Raw genomic sequence first — 18,435 nt, forward strand, 5'->3', positions numbered from 1 at the left:
CACTTCGGCGGGTCAGGGTCCCGCGGGAGCGGAATGCCGCAGCACCTCCAGCACCTGCGAGGCGATCGCGCTCTCGTTCTGCTCGAACGCGGCGCCCGTGAGCTGGTTCGGGTCGGAGGGCAGCCCTGTGAGCACGGGCGTGTGCAGGTGGCCGCCGGGCAGCCGGGGGCTCAGTTCCGTCCGGAGCCGGTTGGAGCGGTAGGCGACCTCGTTGGAGAGGTAGCCCCCGCCGCCGCCCGCAACGGCACGGGAGCCGGGGGTCGGCCCGTCCGCGCGGTCCACGGGGCTGTCCTGACCTGCAGGTATCTCACTGACCTCGGTGTTCAGCAGCACCGGGTACGGGCTCTGCACGGCCGTCATGGCGTCGGTGGGGAGGGTGGTCCGCAGGAACTCCGCGCCCGGGCCGAGGCCCGGCGCCGTGACGGGGTGTGCGTACGTACCCCCCGAAAGCGCGTCGGCATTGTCCGGATACGGGTCGGCCGAGCGGGCGCGCCCCGCCCACGCCTCCAGCGTGAAGATCCCGGGGTAGCCCTGGCTGATGCTGGTGATCATGTCGGCGGCGCGGGGACCCGCAGCGAGACGCGGGCCGTACGCACGCTCTACGATCCCGGCGTCGAACGCGGCGTAGCGCACGGGCAGGACCACGGCCCGGATCTCCACGGGGGTGCCGTCGGCGAGCGTGAGGCGGCGTCCGTTGAGCTGGAGGACCGCGGAGCCGGAGGGGTTGGCCCGGCGCAGTTCGGTGTCCAGGCCGAAGGGGTCGAATCCGCTGACGAACAGGCGCCGTACGCCCGGGGTACCGCGGAAGTCGTTGGTGGTCAGCCCCCGCGAGGCGTCCTCGAAGCGGGAGCGCAGGGCCGGCCGGTCGACCGGGAACCCCGGATTCCAGTCCGCCAGTTGGACGGTCATCCGCAGCCGGGTCCAGTACAGCGGGCGGTCGTCTCCCGCTGCCAGGTCCCCGCCGGCGCGGCGCCCCTGCGCCCGGTTCACGGCGGCCTGCCACAGCGCCTCGCCCCAGGCGTCGAGGACCCAGCCCGCCTCGGTGGCGTCGCGCGCGGAGCAGAGCGCGGCCGGGAAGCGGCGCACGAACTCGCCGAACGCGGCCCGCTCCGCGAAGGCGGCGGTCCGCGGATCGGCGAGGCGCGCCTGCTCGGGGTCACGGGCGGTGGAGGGGTGGGCCGAAGGCTCGGCGCGGGCACCGGTGGTGGGCGAGGCGGCCGCGGCCCCGCAGGTGGGCGGGGCGGCGGCGTGCGCGCCCATGGGAGGCAGGACCGCGGTGACGCCGAGCAGGGCGGCGATGAGGGCCGCACGGTGGAGAATTCTCATGCCATGTGACATTACACAGAAGGGGAGTTGGTAGGGCAGGCCCTTTTGAGGCAAGCATGGGACATGACCGCCATCGTCGTCCGGCGCCTCGGACGTTGTCCGGATCACACCCGCTCGGTGACCAGGAACCTCATCGACCCACCAGGCTTGCTCTCGTACGGACGGCACCAAGGGGTGGGGACACGAGCATGGGCGACGACGCTCTCATCGGCGCGGTACGCGCACTTCTGAAGGATGCGCGCGCGCATACGCAGGCGGAGGTGTCGACCGTTCAGGAAGCGGATCGTGCCATTCGTCTCCTCGACGAGGGGCTGCGGGGAGGTCTCGGCGTACACCTCCAGATGGCGGAGGGCGCGCAGGAAGGCGCGGAGACGCTGTCGACCAACCCCCTGCAGTTCCTCTCCGAGTTCGTGCAGAACGCCGACGACGCCGGAGCCCGGCAGCTGCGGTTCCTGCGCCACCCGGACGCGCTGCTGGTCGCGCACGACGGTGGCGGGCTGCGCCTGGGAGACGTCCTCCTGCTCAGCCAGCCCTGGCTCAGCGGCAAGAAGACCGACGCCAGGAGCACCGGGCGCTTCGGCATCGGACTGTCCACGCTCCGGGCCCTGTCCACGACCTGGGAAGCCCACTGTCACCCCTTCCACGTGCGCTTCGTGGACCTGACGCTCGAGCCCGTCCCGGCGCCGAAACTGCCCGAGGAGATCGCCGGCCCCGGTTGGACCATCTTCCGCATCCCTCTGGAGCCCGGGGTGCTGCCTCCCGAGGAGCTTCTGCACTGGTTCGAGAGCTGGAGCGACGCCTCCCTCCTCTTCCTGCGCAGCATCGAACGCATCGAGGTGAAGGCGGGCGGCAGCGCCACCGTACTGGCGCTGTCCTGGGAGGACGTGGCAACGCAGCGGTTCCCGGTGGACGGCGCCGGGCACGAGGTAAAGGTGCAGCACGCCCGGACGGCCGACGGGGCCCTGTGGCGCGTGTACACGGTGGAGGTACCGCCCCGCCCCGACTGGGTTCGCCATCACAAGGCACTCGGAGCGACCGTGCCCGTGGGGGTCGCGCTCCCCCTCGGCCCGCACGCGCGGGGCCCGCATGCGCAGGGCAGTGTCCACGCGGGCCTGCCCGTGGCCCCGCTGGACGTGGCCGCCCGCATCCACGCCCAGTTCGACCCCGTGGCCAGCCGCGAGGGCTTCGCCGGCAGCCGCCTCAACGCACAGCTGGTCCCCGTGGTGGCCGACCTCTGGGCGGCAGGGGTCCGGGACGTCCTGGAGCGGGTGGATCCCACCGCATGGCACCTGGTCCCCCTGCCCCCGCCGACGGGCTCCGCGCCGCCGGAACGGATCAAGGACCGGAACCACGACCGGGTCCAGGACCGGATCGAGGACCGGGTCCAGGGCCGGATCGAGGAACGGATCCTGGCCGAGCTGCTCGCCCGGTCCCGTCGGTCGCTCGCCGCCGAACTCACCCTGACGGTCCCCCAGACCGGGCGGAGCGCGCCGCTGGCCGACTTCGCGGCCGAAGAAACCGCCCTGTCGGGGGTGCTCGCCGACGCGGACGTCGCGCGCCTGGGCGGGGTCCCGTACTCCTTCCCCGCCGCCGCCCGTGACGGCGGCGGCCGCTGGCGGCAGGTCCTCGCGGACTGGCGGGTCTCGGGAGCGGACCTGATCCCGGAGGTACGGGTCGTCGACGCGCTCGGCCTCTTCGCCGAGGAACAGCAGACCCCCGAACAGCTCGTCCGCCTCAGCGCGGTCGCCCTCGACTCGGGCCTCGGGTTCCAGCTCTCCCTGCACCCGTGCGTGGTCACCGCCGACGGGCGCCGACTGCAGCCTCGGGGCAAGAAGAACGCCTTCGCGATCGCAGGGACCGCCGGGCCGCTGGACGTCCTCGGCATCGTCCTGGATCTCCATCCCGCCTACGAGGACGACGGCCTCGGGGCGAAGCGGGTCGTCGAATGGCTGAGGAGCCGTGGCTGCCTGGTGAGCCGCGACGACACGGCAGCCCTGCTGCGGATCGCGTCCGGCTTCGGCGAAGCCGGCGGGCGCCTCTCCGAAGCCGGCGAGCCGACGTCGGCCGAGCGGCTCGTCGCCCTGCAGCGTGCCCTGGCCGGGACGCCCAAGGCGGTGCGCGATCCTCTCGGGCCGGGCATCGGCCGGGCCGTCGTCCTCGAGGGCATTTCCTACGACGCCGAAGGCGCCGAGCAGTCCCGTCGGGTGCGGCCCCACCACGCGTATCTCCCCCAGGCGTTGCAGAGCACCGACGGAGACCGGTTCGCGACGGCCGCCCGCCGGACTCCCGGCCTCGTATGGGTGCACCGGTCCTACGCGCGCTCGCTGCTGTCCGCCGGCGAGGCCGGCGGTCTGAGCAGGACGGCCTTCCTGCGGCTGCTGGGAGCGGCGGACACTCCCCGCCTGACCCCCGTGAAACCGGAGCACCACTACGCGTACACCAAGGTGTATTCGGGAGACCCACGCCTCGGGCTGAAGCGCGACTGCATGTGGTTCGTCAAGGGTCGATGGACGCAGATGTACCGTGCGGGTGCCGACTTCACGCTCGACGACCTGGTCAGCGAGGACCTCCTCGCCGTGGTCGCGCACATCGTCGCCGAGAAGGAACAGAAGGAACGCCGTCGCCGCACGGCGGCCCTCCTGCGCACCCTCACCGGACCACTGACCAGTGAGGACCAGGCCAAGGTCCGTATGGCCCATGGCTATCAGCGGTGGAACGACAAGGGGCAGACGGCAGCCCTGTGGGTGTGGCGGCTCCGGGACACCGCCTGGCTGGAGAACAGCCGGGGCGAGCTGTGTCCACCCGCCGAACTCACCCTGCGTACGCCGGACACGGAAGCCCTCTACGGACAGGAGGACCCCAACTACCTGCACCCCGAGATCCAACGGGCCCTGACTACGAGGCAGGACGTCCTCACCGAACTCGGGGTCTCCGGTGACCCCGACGTACCGCGTCTGGCACAGCGGCTGCGCGAGCTCCGCAAACGCTGCGAGGACGCCGCCGAGGTGCCGCAGGGCCTGCAGGCAGAAGCTCTGCTGGTCTACCGATCCCTGGCCCGGCGTCTGACGCACCGCTCCGCCGACACGTCACAGGCGGCGGTGGAGGAGAAGGTCCGCCACGAGTTCCGGGGCGAGGACCTCGTGCTGACCGACCGGGGCTGGAAGAAGTCCGGCGAGTGCTTCCGCGGGCCGGCGATCCTCCGTGGGTTCCGCTCCTTCGCCCTGACCGGCGAGGACCTGGATCCGCTGTGGCGGGTCCTGTACATGGCCGAGCCCGGGGCGGGCGAGCTGGTCGACGTTCTGAGGGAGATCGCCGCATCCGGTGACGCGCCCGATGCGGACGGCGAACAGGTCATGCTCTACGCCCTGCGCCGCCTGCGGGACCTGCTGTCCGGTGCCGGCCGGCCCGTGGACCCGGGATTGCGGAGCAAGCTGCGCAGTCTGCCGCTGTGGACCACGGCCGGCTGGGTGAGGAGGACCAAGGGCCGGCAGGTGTTCGCGGTGACCGACCCCGGGGTCGAGCGGTCCCTGGGAAATCGGCTTCCGCTGTGGAAGCCGGGAGGAAACGTCCTCCAGTTCACCGCCCTCCTCGGGCTGCTGCACGTCACGCCCCTGGAGGTGGCGAACGCCGAGGTCCCGGGCACCGCCGGCGCCGGGGACCTCTCCACGGAGGGCCTGCCCACCGAGAGCGAGCCCGCCGATGCCACCCTCACCGAGGACTTCCGCAGCGGAGTGGTCGCCCTGCAGGACCTCCTCGTACGCGACGAGCCGGAAACCGCGGAAGCCTTCACCGGGTGGAACTGGCTGGCGGGCCTGGAAGTGCGGCTGCGCCCCGGCCTGACGCTCCGCCTCGAGCCGGGCGGCAGCCACGGAACCGTCGAGTTCTCCGCCGACGCACACATCGACCGCGATCGCGGCACCCTGTTCCTGGCACACCCCGAGGCGCTGCGCACCAAGCCGGGGGCGGGAGCGGCCATCGCCGCCCACTTCGCGGGACAACGCTCCCGCGTGGGTCACGCCTGGCGCGACATCTGGGAGGAAGGCCTGGTGGAGTCGAATCCCGGAACCGCACTGGTCTCCGCCGAGCAGCGGGACCGCGAGGAACGGCAACGCCTGGCCGAACAACTCCACCGGCGGGCACAGCAGATTCCCCCCGTCCCTGCTTCACGGCCGGGTCCCAAGCCCCCCGAGCAGCGCGCCGCGGCGGCCGGGACCCTCTCCCCCGCTGTCTTCCCGCCTGCGCGTACGACTCCCTCTCCCACCCCCTCTCCGACGGCCGGTCCGCAGCAACAGGCCGCCGCCCGCACTCTGGTGGACGGGGCCGTGTTCGAAGCCCTCCCCCGCAAGGTCGTCGTCCGGGACGGCACACCGCCGCACCCCGGCATCGCCCCTCCCCCTCCGTACGGTTCACCGCGCGAAGCACCGTACGGAATCCCGCTCCCCCGTCCCAGGGCGGGCGGAGCCCCGCTCCACAACCAGGCTCCTCCCCGCGCCTACGCCGACCACGACAAGGAGGAACTGACCCTCAGGGCCCTCGGCCGGATCCTGCAGGAGCAGGGCCTCACGCTGGAGGAACAGCGGGGCGTCTCGGGACTGGGAGCCGACGCGGTCGATTCGGCCGGGCACTACTACGAGATCAAGGCCCACGGACAGGCAGTGCCGGGCGAGCTGTCCCTGACCCGGGCGGAGTTCGTACGGGCCTGGTCGGAGGGCACGAACTACACCCTCGTCATCGCCTCGCACCTGGCGGAAGGCGCAGGCACCCCTACCCTCCGCCTGGTGAACGACCCCGTCCACCGCTTCGCGGTCGAGCCGACGACGGACGTCAAGCTCAAGGGCGTACGGAACCCGGCGGTGGAATGCACCGTGTACGACTGGCCTGAGGAGGCTTGATCGCGGCCCTTGGAAGGATCAAGAAGAGCCTGCCGCTCTTCCTTATCTGTGACTGGCCTTGCGCATGGGGCTGCACAGGTCAGCGGCCTTCACTCGGATCGGACAGGTGCAACCGGACAGCGGCATGGCGCGTCTGGAGGGGAATGAGACGAAGATCGGGACTCTGGGGGGCGGTGCTGGCGCTGGCGCTGGCGTCGACTGGATGCGAGGAGCCGACACCGCCGCTCCAACCCCTGGACCCGGAGTTCGTGCGCACGATGCAGCCAGTGATCCAGGAATCTCTGGCCGCGACCCTGAACCGTCGAAGTGGCCTTCCGGTGCGCTACGGCGAGCATCCGGGGTGGGAGCTCCGCTATTTCTGCGACGTGCGGATCATCGAGGTCACCCCGATGCCGGCGAAGGGCGTGTCGAGCGTCGGGGTGCTCGCCGACTGCACGACGTTTGAGCGCGTGGGTATGGAACTGGTGGAGGGGATGTCCGGTCAGGTGGGCCAGTGGCTCATAGAGCTGGACGGCCCCCGGGTCCGTGCGAGCGAAGAATACCCGGAGGGCCACGAACCGGAGGCCTGGAAGAAGCGCTGGTCGAAGCAGGCCATGGAAGAGGTGTACCGCCTGATGGGCACCAAGTGGGCGGATCCCGCGGTCGCCGCCCGCCGGCACTTCGGCCTCCCCGCGGACGCGCCGCTGCGATGACGGCTGCGGATTCGTAGAGCGGGATACGGTGCGCGACGGGACGCGGCCGCCGAAAGGTGCAGTCTCCAGCCGCACAGGACACCAACCAGCACACCAGCAACTTCTAGAACACGACCTGCAGCTACACCGGATAGCCGATCCGGGTGATGTCGTCGGCGAGGTCCGCAAGCCGAACCGTGGGGTTCAAAGCCGAGACGACTTCCTGCGTCAGCGGCTTGAGGTCATAAACGTACTGGACTACGTCCAGGGCGGCCGATGCCACCTCGCTGCAAGACCGGCCAGTTCTTCCTGTTCGAACGCGGCGATCACAACGCGTCCGGGCCCGCCGGAATCTGCACGGAAGAGCTCCATGCAGGCCGCGTGCTGGTGCTCGTGCCCTCGCTGGACCCGCGCGCGCAATCCGAATACGCGTGGCGCGACGGCGGCCAGCGTCCACGCCACATACGCCTCCCGCGGCCTCGGCACCCTGGAGACGGCCCACCAGGCCGGCCTCCCGCCGGTCGTACATGACGGCAGTCGTTGCGGGCCTGCACCTGCTGGGCGTCTGCCTGCCAGTGGGCCAGCAGCCGGAGCGCCCCGACGCTGAGGCATCGGGGCACGATTCCACAGTTCGACGCCGAGATCCGCCGGTGTAGTCCGCCTGGGGTGGCCACGGACGCCAAGCACGCTCATCGAGGACGTGGCCACGCCGCGGTGCGTCAGTGCCGCCAGGACGGCCGGACGCGGAGCAGTTCGGTCCGCAGCACGGGTGCGCCGTCGACCGGTGCCGGGTCCTCCGCGGTCGGTTCGATGCCTCCGGCGGCGACTTCGTCGAGTGTCGTCAGGCCGTCGGCGCCGACCGTGCCGAACACCGTGTAGTTCGGTCGCAGCGCGGAATCGCCGTAAACGACGAAGAACTGTGAACCGTTCGTGTCCGGACCGGCGTTGGCCATCGCCAGCAGGCCGCGCCCGTAGAGGCGGCGCGCGCCGGTCGGATCGGTCGGTGCCGGCGGCAGGTCCACCGGCAGCTCGTCCTTGTACTTGTACCCGGGCCCGCCCTCACCGGTCCCGGTCGGGTCTCCGCACTGCAGGACCTTCAGCGTCGGGTACGCCGTCAGGCGGTGGCACACCGTACGGTCGTAGAACCCGTGCCGTGCCAGGTGCAGGAAACTCTGGACCGTGCACGGCGCCTTGGCCCGGTCCAACTGCAGCGGGAGCGGGCCCTGGCTGGTCGGAACGGCCATGTCAACCGTGCCACGACTGGGGGTGCGCCGTGGGTCGGGCGGCAGCGGAACACGGCGCGCCGGCGGCTCGTCCGGGGTCTGGGTGTACTGGCAAGGGCCGTGCGTGGTGCGCGGCGGAGCGCCGTCGGAAGCGGTGGCGACGCTCCCCCCGGACACGACTAACGCTACGGCCGCGAATGCGCTGATCAGTGCTCGTTTCATCTTGCACGCCCTCCCGATGATCTCCAGGTTTTGGAGCGGTCGCAGTCTAGGGCGTGGTCCGGTCCGCGGGAATGGTCAACGGCAGGAGGCCGGCGCGGCCGACCCCGAGGTCCTCGTCCTCCAGCTGACGTCCCTGCTCGACGGAGCCACTGGCGCTGCAGGCGCCGGCTGCACCGCAGGCTCCAGACGTCAGCCCAGTGCGAGCTCAGGGGCCGGGGTGAAGGGCTCGCTCCAGGGCGTCGAACGCCGCGTTCACCAGCGTGCGGTGGTCTTCGGCCACGTCCGCCGCATGCTCCCCGTCGAGCTGCCGACCGGCGGTGGTGACATAGGCGGTCCGGTACGCGGCGACGGTCAGAGCAGCCGCCAGGCGGGCGTTGGGGCCGCCGATCGCGTCGGCCAGCGCGTTCTCCACCTCCTCCACGCCTTCGCGCGCCCGCGCCCGCAGTGCCGGGGAGTCGAGCACGATCCGCCAGAAATGCGGGAAGGTGTCGCCCACGGCCGCCAGCGGGTGGCGCTCGTCGAGGAGCCGGAGGAGCAGCGCGCGCAGGCCGGTGAGCGGGGACGCGCCCTGCCCGCGGTCCCTCACCGCTGCGGAAAACAGTTCGACGGCTTCGGGGATCCGGTCGAGGAAGAGGTCCTCCTTGCGCGGAAAGTGGTTGAAGACCGTCATCGTCGAGACGTGCGCGGCTTTGGCCACCTCGGCCACGGTCACGTGGTCGAAGCCCCGCGCCGCGAACAGCATGGTCGCCTCGTCCGAGATGCGCTGTCGGGTCTCGCGCTTCTTCGACTCGCGCAGGGAGACCGGCGCTTCCTTCGCGTTGCTTCCTTGACTCATGGAAATGACTATAGCAACTACAAACTTTTAGTGACTATAGTGAGTATGTGAACTCGGACTTCGCGCTGGACAGGGACAGGGACAGGGACAGGGACGTGGATATGGACGTGGACGTGGTGGTGGTCGGCGGCGGCCCTGTCGGACTGATGCTGGCCTGCGAACTCCGGCTCGGCGGGGCCCGCGTGGTGGTCCTGGAGCGCCATATCCACGTGGACCCGACGATCAAGGCGGGGGCGGTCAACACGCCCACCGCCGAGGCCTTCTACCGGCGCGGGCTGCTGCCCGCGATGGCCGAAGTCCAGCAGCGCGCGTTCGAACGGTTCCAGGCGTTCACGCGTAGCCAGCCGGACGACGCGCCAGACGGGCGGCCCCCGCGCACACCGCTCAAGTTCGCCGGTCACTTCGGAGGGGTCATGCTGAACGGCAACCTGCTGGACAAGGCCGACCCGGACTTCGCTCATGCCGGGCCCGCCGGTGACGTGAGCCTCGTACCCCAGCAGGACGTCGAGCTGCTCCTCGCCGAACGCGCCACGCAGCTTGGAGTGGATGTGCTCCGGGGCGTGGAGCTCACGGGCTTCGACGCCCGGGACGACGGGGTCGAGGTCCGCACCGCCCCGGTGGGAGGCGGCCCCGACCGGACCGTACGCGCCGGCTGGCTCGTCGGTTGCGACGGCGGCCGCAGTACGGTGCGCAAGCTCGCGGGCTTCGCCTTCCCCGGAACCGATCCGCAGATCACCGGCCATCAGGCCGTCGTATCCCTGACCGGTGCCGAAGACCTGAAGCCCGGCTGGAACCACACCGGCACCGGGACGTACGTCTACGGGCCGACTCCCGGCCGCGTCCTCACGGTCGAGTTCGACGGCCCGCCCGCCGACCGCGAGGCACCCGTCACCGCCGAGGAGTTGCAGACGAGCCTGCGGCATGTCACCGGGGTGGCGGACCTCGCCGTCACCGCGGTGCACACCGCCACCCGCTTCACCGACAACGCACGCCAGGCGGCCGACTACCGGGCCGGCCGGGTGCTGCTCGCGGGGGACGCGGCGCACGTCCACTCGCCGTTCGGCGGTCAGGGGCTGAACCTCGGCATCGGGGACGCGGTGAACCTCGGCTGGAAGCTCGCCGCCGTGGTGCGCGGCCAGGCACCCGAAGGACTCCTGGACTCGTACACCGCAGAACGGCACCCGATCGGGGCCTGGGTGCTCGAATGGACCAGGGCGCAGATCGCGCTGATGCGGCCGGAACCCTCGTCCCGGGCCTTGCTCGATGTCGTCACCGAGCTGACCGGGACCGTCGCGGGCACCGCCTACTTCGTCAAGAAGATCTCTGGGGTGTGCCAGCGGTACGACCTTCCCGGCAGCCACCCGTGGGTGGGTCGCAGCGCCCCCGACCTCGCACTCGCCGACGGGCGCCGCCTCGCGGACCTGATGCACGACGGACGCGCCCTGCTCCTGGATCTCGTGGACGACGCGGAGCTCAGGGTGGTGGCCGAGGGGTACGAAGACCGGGTCCGGGTGGTTTCCACCACCTGCCCGGCCCGTACCGCGCCCGCGGGCCTGCTCGTGCGGCCCGACGGCTGCACGGCCTGGGCGGCAGAAGCGGCCGACAACCGTGCGGACGCGGCGCAGGGCCTCGCCGCTTCCCTGAAGCGGTGGTTCGGGGCCCCTGAACCCGCCAGGGGCTGACGGCCCTTGAGGCGCTGGTTGACGCCCCAGACCGGGTCGGTCCTGCCGCGGGCCAGGAGGCACCGCAAAGCCGCGCGGCCGATCCGGAGCGGGCGATCCGGATCAGCCGGGATGGTGTGCTGGATGGACCAGCGGTGCCGGCCCGGTCGCGGGGAGCTCTCTCGATGCCCTGGCGGGCGATACAGCGGGCGATGCCGCGCATGCGTCACCATCGGCTGCGGGTGGCCTTCGTCCCCGCGGCCGGATCCGCCCACGAGGACGACGGAGGACGCCGGCCCGCGGAAGTTACGCGGGCCGGCCCGGCGGACTCCCGCCCTCCGCCAACCGTTGCGAAACGGTCATGGATCGGTCAACAGCCCCCGGCGATACTCCGAGGACACCACGGTGCCGCCTTCCCGTCGGTGATCGCTCGCCTTTCAGGGGGGAATTGACGTGCGTACACCTCGTATTCGGAGATCGGGAGCGGCCGCCTCGGCAGCCGTCGCCGCCCTCGCCCTCGCGGCAGGTCTGACCACACCCGTTGCCGCCGCACCCATGACCGGCCGCTCGGACGTCCAAGCGGGTCAACAGCCCGCCGGACAGGGGTTCACCCAACTGACCCTCATCACAGGGGACCAGGTCACCGTGGACCCCGAAGGCCGCCCGGTCGGCTTCGCCCCGGCCAAGGGCCGGGAGAAGATACCCGTGTCGGTCCGCCGGGACAAAGGCGGCAGCAGCCTCGTCCCGCTCGACGCCCGACACCTGATCGAGTCCGGCCGGCTCGATCCCCGCCTCTTCGACCTCACCGAACTCGCCCGCCCCGAGTACCGCAAGGCCCGCGGTGACCAGCTGAAGCTGATCATCCGCTACGACGGCTCCGCGCAGGCCGCCAAGTCGGCCCTGCGCTCCGCGGGCGGCCTGCGCGTGGATCGTACGTACGGCCTGCTCAACGCCGAGGCCGTGACGGCCACCCCGGCGCGTGCCACCGCGCTCTGGGACGGGCTCACCGGGCGGCAGGGCGGCGCCGCCACTCTGGCGGCCCCCTCCGGCATCGCCTCCGTCTGGCTCGACGGCATCCGCGCCGCCAGCCTGGACAAGAGCACGCGCCAGATCGGCGCCGACAAGGCCTGGGCCGCCGGCTACGACGGCAGCGGCGTGAAGATCGCCATCCTCGACACCGGCATCGACACGGGCCACCCCGACCTCGCCGGCCGGGTCGTCGCCGCGGCGGACTTCTCCGAATCCGGCAGCACCGCGGACCGCTACGGCCATGGCACCCACGTCGCTTCCATCGCCGCCGGTACGGGGGCCAAGTCGGGAGGGAAGTACAAGGGCGTCGCGCCGGGAGCCAAGCTGCTCAACGGCAAGGTGTTGGGCGACGAAGGCTACGGCAGCGACTCCGGCATCCTGGCCGGCATCGAGTGGGCCGTCGCGCAGGGCGCCCAGGTCGTCAACCTGAGCCTCGGCGGGCCCGACGCTCCCGAGATCGACCCGGTCGAAGCCGCCGTGAACCAGCTCTCCGCCGACAAGGGCGTCCTCTTCGCCATCGCCGCCGGAAATGACGGGAAGTCCGGGCCGGGAACGATCGACTCCCCCGGCAGCGCCGACGCCGCCCTCACCGTGGGCGCCGTCGACAAGGCCGACGTCCTCGCCGACTTCTCCGGCACCGGCCCCCGCGCCGGCGACGGCGCGGTCAAACCCGATGTCACGGCCCCGGGCGTGGGCATCACCGCGGCCGCCGCCGTGGGCAGCGCCATCGAACGCCAGGTCGGCCAGAACCCGGCGGGCTACCTCACCCTCTCGGGCACCTCCATGGCCACGCCGCACGCGGCCGGCGCCGCCGCCCTGCTCAAGCAGCAGCACCCGAAGTGGACCGGTGCCCAGATCAAGGGCATCCTCACGGGCTCCGCCAAGCCCGGCCCCTACAACGCCTTCCAGCAGGGCACCGGCCGCATCTCGGTCGACCAGGCGCTCGGCCAGTCCGTGGTCGCCGAACCCCTCGCGCTGGCCTTCGCCAACGCGCTGTGGCCGCACGAGGACGACCCCCTCGTCACCCGCAAGGTCACCTACCGCAACCTGGGCACCGCTCCGGTCACCCTGAAGCTGTCCGCCACGGCCACCGGCCCCGACGGGAAGCCCGCCCCGGCCGGTTTCCTCGCCTTCGCCCGACCGAGCGTCACCGTCCCCGCGGGGAAGACCGCGTCGGTGGACCTCACCCTGAACACCCGGCTCGGCGGCTCCGTCAACGGCCGGTACACCGGGCACGCGGTCGCGACCGCGGCCGGGCAGAGCGTCCGTACGGCGATCGTCGCCGACCGCGAGGTCGAGTCGTACGCGCTGACCATCCGCCACATCGGCTTGGACGGCAAGCGGCCGGCCGGCTACTTCAGCAGCCTCCAGGGCGTGAGCGGGTTGGCAACCGGCAGGAGCTTCGGCAACCACGAGGGCTCCGAATCCCAGACCATCCGCGTTCCCAAGGGCAGCTACATGCTCGACTCGCAGCTCGTGGCCGACCCGGAGAACAGCGAGAAGGGCCTCGACTGGATCTCCCAGCCCCGCCTCGACATCACCCGCAACACCACGGTCACGGTCGACGCCCGCACCACCAAGCCGGTGGACATCACGGTGCCCTCGGACGCGCCCGTCACCGGGTTCATCACCCCCAGCTACGAGTTGCGCGTCGGTGGTGTCGGCTACACCTTCGGATGGTGGCTCTACTCCGGAATCCCTCTGCGCACCCACGGCCAGGGGCCCGAGCCGGTCTCCGGAAGCACTCTGACCCAGCGGTGGGACAAGCACGCGGTGTCCGAAACCGAGGAGTACCACACCACGCTCGGCGGCCCGGTGCGCACTCTGGCCACCGGCTACACCCGGCATCTGAAGGCCTCCGACCTGGCCACCGTGACGGTCGACCACGGCTCCTCGGCCCCTGACAAGGAAGGCGTCGTACGAGCGGTCGGCCGGCTTCCGGGCAACAACGGCCCGAGCTCCATGTGGCAGCCGCGGCTCCTGCCGAACACGGTGACGCTGCACCTTTCCTCGGTCGACGGCGTGAAGTGGGCCTTGTCCGCCTCCCAGTTCGGCGTCGACGGGAACGGCAATCAAGTCGCGGAGACCTCGTACGCCGTCGACCGCGCCTTCGCGGGCGGCCGCACCTACCGGGAACGGTTCAACACCGCCGCCGCCGGGCCCCGGGTCGACACCGCGGCGGGTCTCGGCCTCTACCGCAAGGGCGACCGGATGTGGGGCACGCTGCCGCTGCTCGCGGACGGCGCCGGGCACGACGGCACCGGCTTCCACGCCAAGGGCAAGACCGTGCTCTACCGCAACGGGGTCGTCGTCGGCAACCAGGCAGCCGAACTCCGCGACGCCAAGCCCTTCGCGGTCGCGTCCGGTGAGGCCTCCTACAAGCTGGTGGCCTCTTCCACCCAGTCCGAGACCGTCAGCCGCACCTCGTCCAAGGTGACCGCGACCTGGTGGTTCCGCTCCGGCACCACTGCGACCGGCACCCCGACCCAACTGCCCGCCTCCGTCGTCCGGTTCGCTCCCGCGACACGTCTGGACGGGACCGTCAACGGGGGCCACCCGTTCCGCGTCCCCGTCACCGTCCAGGGCCCGGCCGCCGGCAAGGGACTGAAGTCCCTGACGGTGTCCGTCTCCTACGACGACGGCTACACCTGGCAGACCCTGCCGGTCCAGGACGGGGCGGTCACCATGCAGACCCCGCCGTCGGGCGGCCACGCCTCCCTGCGCGGCACCGTGGTGGACACCGCGGGCAACAAGTCCGAAGTCACGGTCCTGCGCGCGTACCTGACCGACTGACCTGTCCCCACACGGCGAGACGGACCCGGAGGCGCTCGCCTCCGGGTCCGTCATGACGACTGCCAGTGCGCCGCGCAGGGAAGCTTCCGGGTGGAGACGAGCCTCAAGAGTGAGGGCCATGAGAACCCAGACGTTCACCATTCCCCCGGTGCGTACCGGCTTTCGCTGGCGCATCAACCCACACCACTCCGCCGAGATGGACGCCGACGCGAACGCGTGGGCATTCGGGCTGTTCAGCGACGACCCGCGGGTGCCGGCGCCGGTGCAAGCCGACAACTACACCACATGGGCAGCACTGTGCTTCCCCGACGCGGACCCCGATCTGCTGACCCGTTGGTGCCGCTTCAACGCGCTGTACACGGTCATCGAGAACAAGCAGGAGGCCCTGTACGAGACGAGCGGCGCCGGCAGCGCCGAACGGCTGTGGGAACGCACGGTCGCGCTGCTCTTCCGGCAGTCGCACGCCGATGACGTGTTCGCCGCCGGCGACTGGGGCGACGGACTGCCCCGGTACAACCTGACTGCGGCCATGGCGATCGCCGAGACGCTCCCGGAGTCGCTGGCCCGGTACTTCCTGCGGCGCATCGCGTACATGGCGCAAGCGCAGTTCCAGGAAGACCACGTGATCCGCTCGCCCCGGATGGGGTGGGGCGAGTACTTGGAGTACCGGCACATCAACTTCGGCGTTCCGCTGTTCACCGCGACCCTTCCCGCGCTGCTGGAGCGGAGCCTTACCGCGGAGGAGTGGGAATCGGCCGAGCGGGGGCAACTCGACCGGCTGACCGCACATCACTGCTGCCTCGTCAACGACCTGTACTCGTTCCGGAAGGAATGGGACGACAGGAACGGGAAGAAGGCGCACGTTCAGGCCGTCTCCGTGCTGCAACACCTGTACGGCCTGGGCATACAGGAAGCCCTGAACAGACTCGTCGAGACGATCGAGGAGACGGAACGCCGGTACGTCGCGCTCCGCTCGCGCTGGGCCCTCACACCAGGAGCGGACGAGTACTGCGACCGTCTGGAGGACATCAGCGCGGGCAACCTGCGCTACCACCAGACTTCGCCACGCTTCCACGGAGACGGATTCCAGGGCGTGTTCACCGGCGGGGAACTGCAGGTGACCGGAGGGCGATCGGGACCGCCGTAGCCGGTCCCGGCGACAGCATCGGGCAGTCACAAGGCCGCACCCCGACAGGCCGCGCGGGTACCTTGCCGACGGAGACCTGGCCGCCGGGGACCGGTCCGACGGACTCCTTTGACCGGTACTCGGGCAGGATGTCCGGGTGCAGACATCGGAGCTGATCGCGCGGGCGGCCGGACTCGCCGACCAGGGCGCCCGCCGGATCCTGGGCATCGCCGGGCCTCCCGGTGCGGGGAAGTCGACCATGGCGGCGCTGATCGCGGACGCGCTCGGGCCGGAGCGCGCCGTGGTGGTGCCCATGGACGGGTTCCACCTCGCGCAGGGCGAGCTGGACAGGCTCGGGCGGGCAGAGCGCAAGGGCGCCCCGGACACGTTCGACAGTGCCGGATACCTGTGCCTGCTCCGCAGGCTGCGGGCACCCGGCGAACGCACCGTCTACGCACCGGCCTTCGACCGCTCCCTCGAGGAGCCGATCGCGGGGAGCATCCCCGTCGACCCGGGCGTGCCCCTGGTGATCACCGAGGGGAACTACCTCCTGCACGACGCTCCGGAATGGGCACCCGTAAGGTCGCTCCTGGACCAGGCCTGGTACGTGGCACCGGACGAGAGCCTGCGCGTGCGGCGCCTCATCGACCGGCACGTCCGCCACGGCAAGGACCCGGAGTCGGCCCGCGCCTGGGTCGTTGGCTCGGACGAGCCCAACGCCCTCCTCGTCGCACGCGGCCGCCACCGCGCCGACCTCGTCATCGGCGCCGGCTGACGATCGTGGCACGGCGATCCGGCCCAGGGCGCCTCGCGGCCCCCCGGACTCATGATCAGCCGGGCCCCGATGACCCGGCCGGTGCTCGGCGTCGACGCGCCCGGCAGGCGGAGCCGCCCCACGCGGAGCGAGGCCGGGCGTAGAGGCCCTGCCCGGGGCGGAATCCGGTCTGCCGGGCCGGTCTCGTTCCCACTGATGCCATTGATACGCATATGCGTATCGATTGATACATACCTGATGATCACGGTGCATACCTTCGAGAGGTCGCCGCGGTACCCACGGATCCGAGCGGCCGTCCCAGCCCGAGATCCGCGCCCCGAAGGACCTCCTTGTCGATGCGTATGCCCCCTCGCTCCCTGCGCCGCTGCGGCCTGCCCGTGACAGCCGTCGCCGCGGTCGCCCTGGGGGCCGCCCGCGGCAGCGCCCAGCCCGAGGTCGTCGGCTCGGCCCGGGGGTCCACGCAGGACGGCACGGCCCGCTCGGCCCGGCTCACGTACGACTTCGAGGTCCCCCTCGCGATGGCCGTCGGGAACCCGAAGGTCGGACGCCACGACGTGCCCGGTGGCAACCGCAACTTCTTCAACACGGTCTGGACCCCCGGCACCGGACCGGCCTTCGCGACGGACGATGTCGCCGTCGAGAAGCGGACCCGTCCGGGCGGCCGGTGCGCGAGCACGAACGGGACGGGCGCACCCCAGCGGCTGGGGCCCACCGAGCAACGCCAGACCGCGATCCGCTACGCGACCGCGTTCTTCGACACATACCTGAAATAGCAGTTTTCTTTGCGTCCCTCAGGTCCGGCAGCGTGTCCGCATATCCGGTAGGTGCCCTGGGAGTTCGTCAAGGCTGCCCGGTGTCCCTCCGTGCGGGCGTTGCTCACTGCGGAGGCGTCCGCCGATCCATCTCCCATGACCAATCCAGGGTTTCACATCATGAATCGCTCTTTCAATAACCATGTGCGTGACGGCTTCTCCCGGCGAATCGTCCTGACTGCGGCCGCGCTGCTGGTGACGACTCTCACCGGCTGCTCCACGCTGAACGGGGTCGTCTCACCGGCAGCCGTCCGCGCCGAGGCAGCCCGCTCCCCCGACAAGCCCGGCTCAGGACACACGTCCGGCCCGGTGGACTGCGGTGTCGCCAAGTGCGTGGCCCTCACCTTCGACGGCGGCCCGAGCGAGCCGACGCCCCACCTGCTCGATTTCCTGAAACGGGACGGCGTTCCGGCCACCTTCTTCCTCCAGGGAAAAGGTCACACCGACACCTACCCCGACATCGTGCGCCGCATGGCCGACGAAGGCCACGAAATAGCGAACCACACCTGGTCGCACGAGAACCTCACAGAACTCACCCCTGACGAAATACGCGCCGAGATCGAGCCTGTCCAGAGGGACATAGAGAAGGCGACGGGCCGTGCACCCACCCTCATGCGGCCCCCGGGTGGCGCCACCAATGACGAGGTGAAGAAGGTGATGAAGGAACTCGGCCTGGCCCAGATCCTGTGGAGCGTCACCGCCAAGGACTACGCGACCACCGACAGCGCACTCATCAAGCAGCGGGTCCTCGACCAGACCGAGCGGGACGGGATCATCCTGCTCCACGAGCGCTACGCCGGGACCATCCCCGCCGTCCCCGGCATCGTCAGCGAACTCCGCGACCGCGGGTACACCTTCGTGACCGTCTCCCAACTCCTCTCGCCCGCCCACCCCGAACCGGGCAAGGTGTACCGCCCCTGAACGCGCTCCTCCCCCAGAGCATCACCGCGGTTCGCCACCAACGTCGTGGGCATCGTCCGCGTCCCGCACGCCTTCCTGCCGCTCCTTCCCCTGCCTCGTTCGCGGGGAGTTCACGCGCGCACCGGGCTGTGTTGCGCCACCCGCCACAT

Annotated in this window: 11 protein-coding genes; 8 read left to right on the top strand and 3 right to left on the bottom strand. The window is 71.2% G+C overall.

Annotated features, from left to right (window positions below; translation table 11 throughout):
- Positions 1-12 precede the first annotated feature (12 nt).
- On the bottom strand, positions 13-1,326 hold the full coding sequence (locus ACFYM0_RS03045) for a pyroglutamyl peptidase (RefSeq protein ID WP_388495957.1): 1,314 nt from the start codon (positions 1,324-1,326) through the stop codon (positions 13-15).
- Between the two features lie 188 nt (positions 1,327-1,514).
- Between ACFYM0_RS03045 and ACFYM0_RS03050 the strand changes: the two genes are divergently transcribed.
- A complete protein-coding gene (locus ACFYM0_RS03050; RefSeq protein WP_388495959.1) occupies positions 1,515-6,218 on the top strand; it encodes a sacsin N-terminal ATP-binding-like domain-containing protein in 4,704 nt (1,567 codons plus the stop codon).
- 143 nt (positions 6,219-6,361) lie between these two features.
- On the top strand, positions 6,362-6,910 hold the full coding sequence (locus ACFYM0_RS03055; RefSeq protein WP_388495960.1) for a hypothetical protein: 549 nt from the start codon (positions 6,362-6,364) through the stop codon (positions 6,908-6,910).
- A gap of 698 nt (positions 6,911-7,608) precedes the next feature.
- On the opposite strand, the gene ACFYM0_RS03060 is transcribed toward ACFYM0_RS03055, so the two are convergent.
- A complete protein-coding gene (locus ACFYM0_RS03060) occupies positions 7,609-8,133 on the bottom strand; it encodes a peptidylprolyl isomerase (protein WP_388495962.1) in 525 nt (174 codons plus the stop codon).
- 406 nt (positions 8,134-8,539) lie between these two features.
- On the bottom strand, positions 8,540-9,169 hold the full coding sequence (locus tag ACFYM0_RS03065) for a TetR/AcrR family transcriptional regulator (protein ID WP_388495964.1): 630 nt from the start codon (positions 9,167-9,169) through the stop codon (positions 8,540-8,542).
- Positions 9,170-9,270: 101 nt separating this feature from the next.
- On the opposite strand from ACFYM0_RS03065, the gene ACFYM0_RS03070 reads away from it, so the two are divergent.
- The 6 genes from ACFYM0_RS03070 (at position 9,271) to ACFYM0_RS03095 (ending at position 18,286) form a co-directional block, all read left to right on the top strand.
- Positions 9,271-10,851 (top strand): FAD-dependent monooxygenase, encoded by a 1,581-nt coding sequence (locus ACFYM0_RS03070; protein ID WP_388496724.1) that lies wholly within the window; start codon positions 9,271-9,273, stop codon positions 10,849-10,851.
- A gap of 432 nt (positions 10,852-11,283) precedes the next feature.
- The gene (locus ACFYM0_RS03075; RefSeq protein WP_388495966.1) at positions 11,284-14,652 is read left to right on the top strand and encodes a S8 family serine peptidase; all 3,369 of its coding nucleotides are present in this window, start codon (positions 11,284-11,286) and stop codon (positions 14,650-14,652) included.
- Between the two features lie 118 nt (positions 14,653-14,770).
- Positions 14,771-15,799 carry a terpene synthase family protein gene (locus ACFYM0_RS03080; protein WP_388495967.1) on the top strand — a complete coding sequence of 343 codons (1,029 nt, stop codon included), beginning with the start codon at positions 14,771-14,773 and terminating at the stop codon, positions 15,797-15,799.
- 136 nt (positions 15,800-15,935) lie between these two features.
- Entirely contained in the window at positions 15,936-16,553 is a 618-nt protein-coding gene (locus ACFYM0_RS03085) for a nucleoside/nucleotide kinase family protein (RefSeq protein ID WP_388495969.1), read from the top strand.
- Positions 16,554-16,888: 335 nt separating this feature from the next.
- Entirely contained in the window at positions 16,889-17,326 is a 438-nt protein-coding gene (locus ACFYM0_RS03090) for a hypothetical protein (protein WP_388495971.1), read from the top strand.
- 159 nt (positions 17,327-17,485) lie between these two features.
- Positions 17,486-18,286: a polysaccharide deacetylase family protein gene (locus tag ACFYM0_RS03095; RefSeq protein WP_388495973.1), complete on the top strand. Its 801-nt coding sequence runs from the start codon at positions 17,486-17,488 to the stop codon at positions 18,284-18,286.
- Positions 18,287-18,435 lie beyond the last annotated feature (149 nt).

Origin of the sequence: Streptomyces sp. NPDC006487 (assembly GCF_042870555.1) — a bacterium.
In the GTDB taxonomy this organism is placed as follows: Bacteria; Actinomycetota; Actinomycetes; order Streptomycetales; family Streptomycetaceae; genus Streptomyces.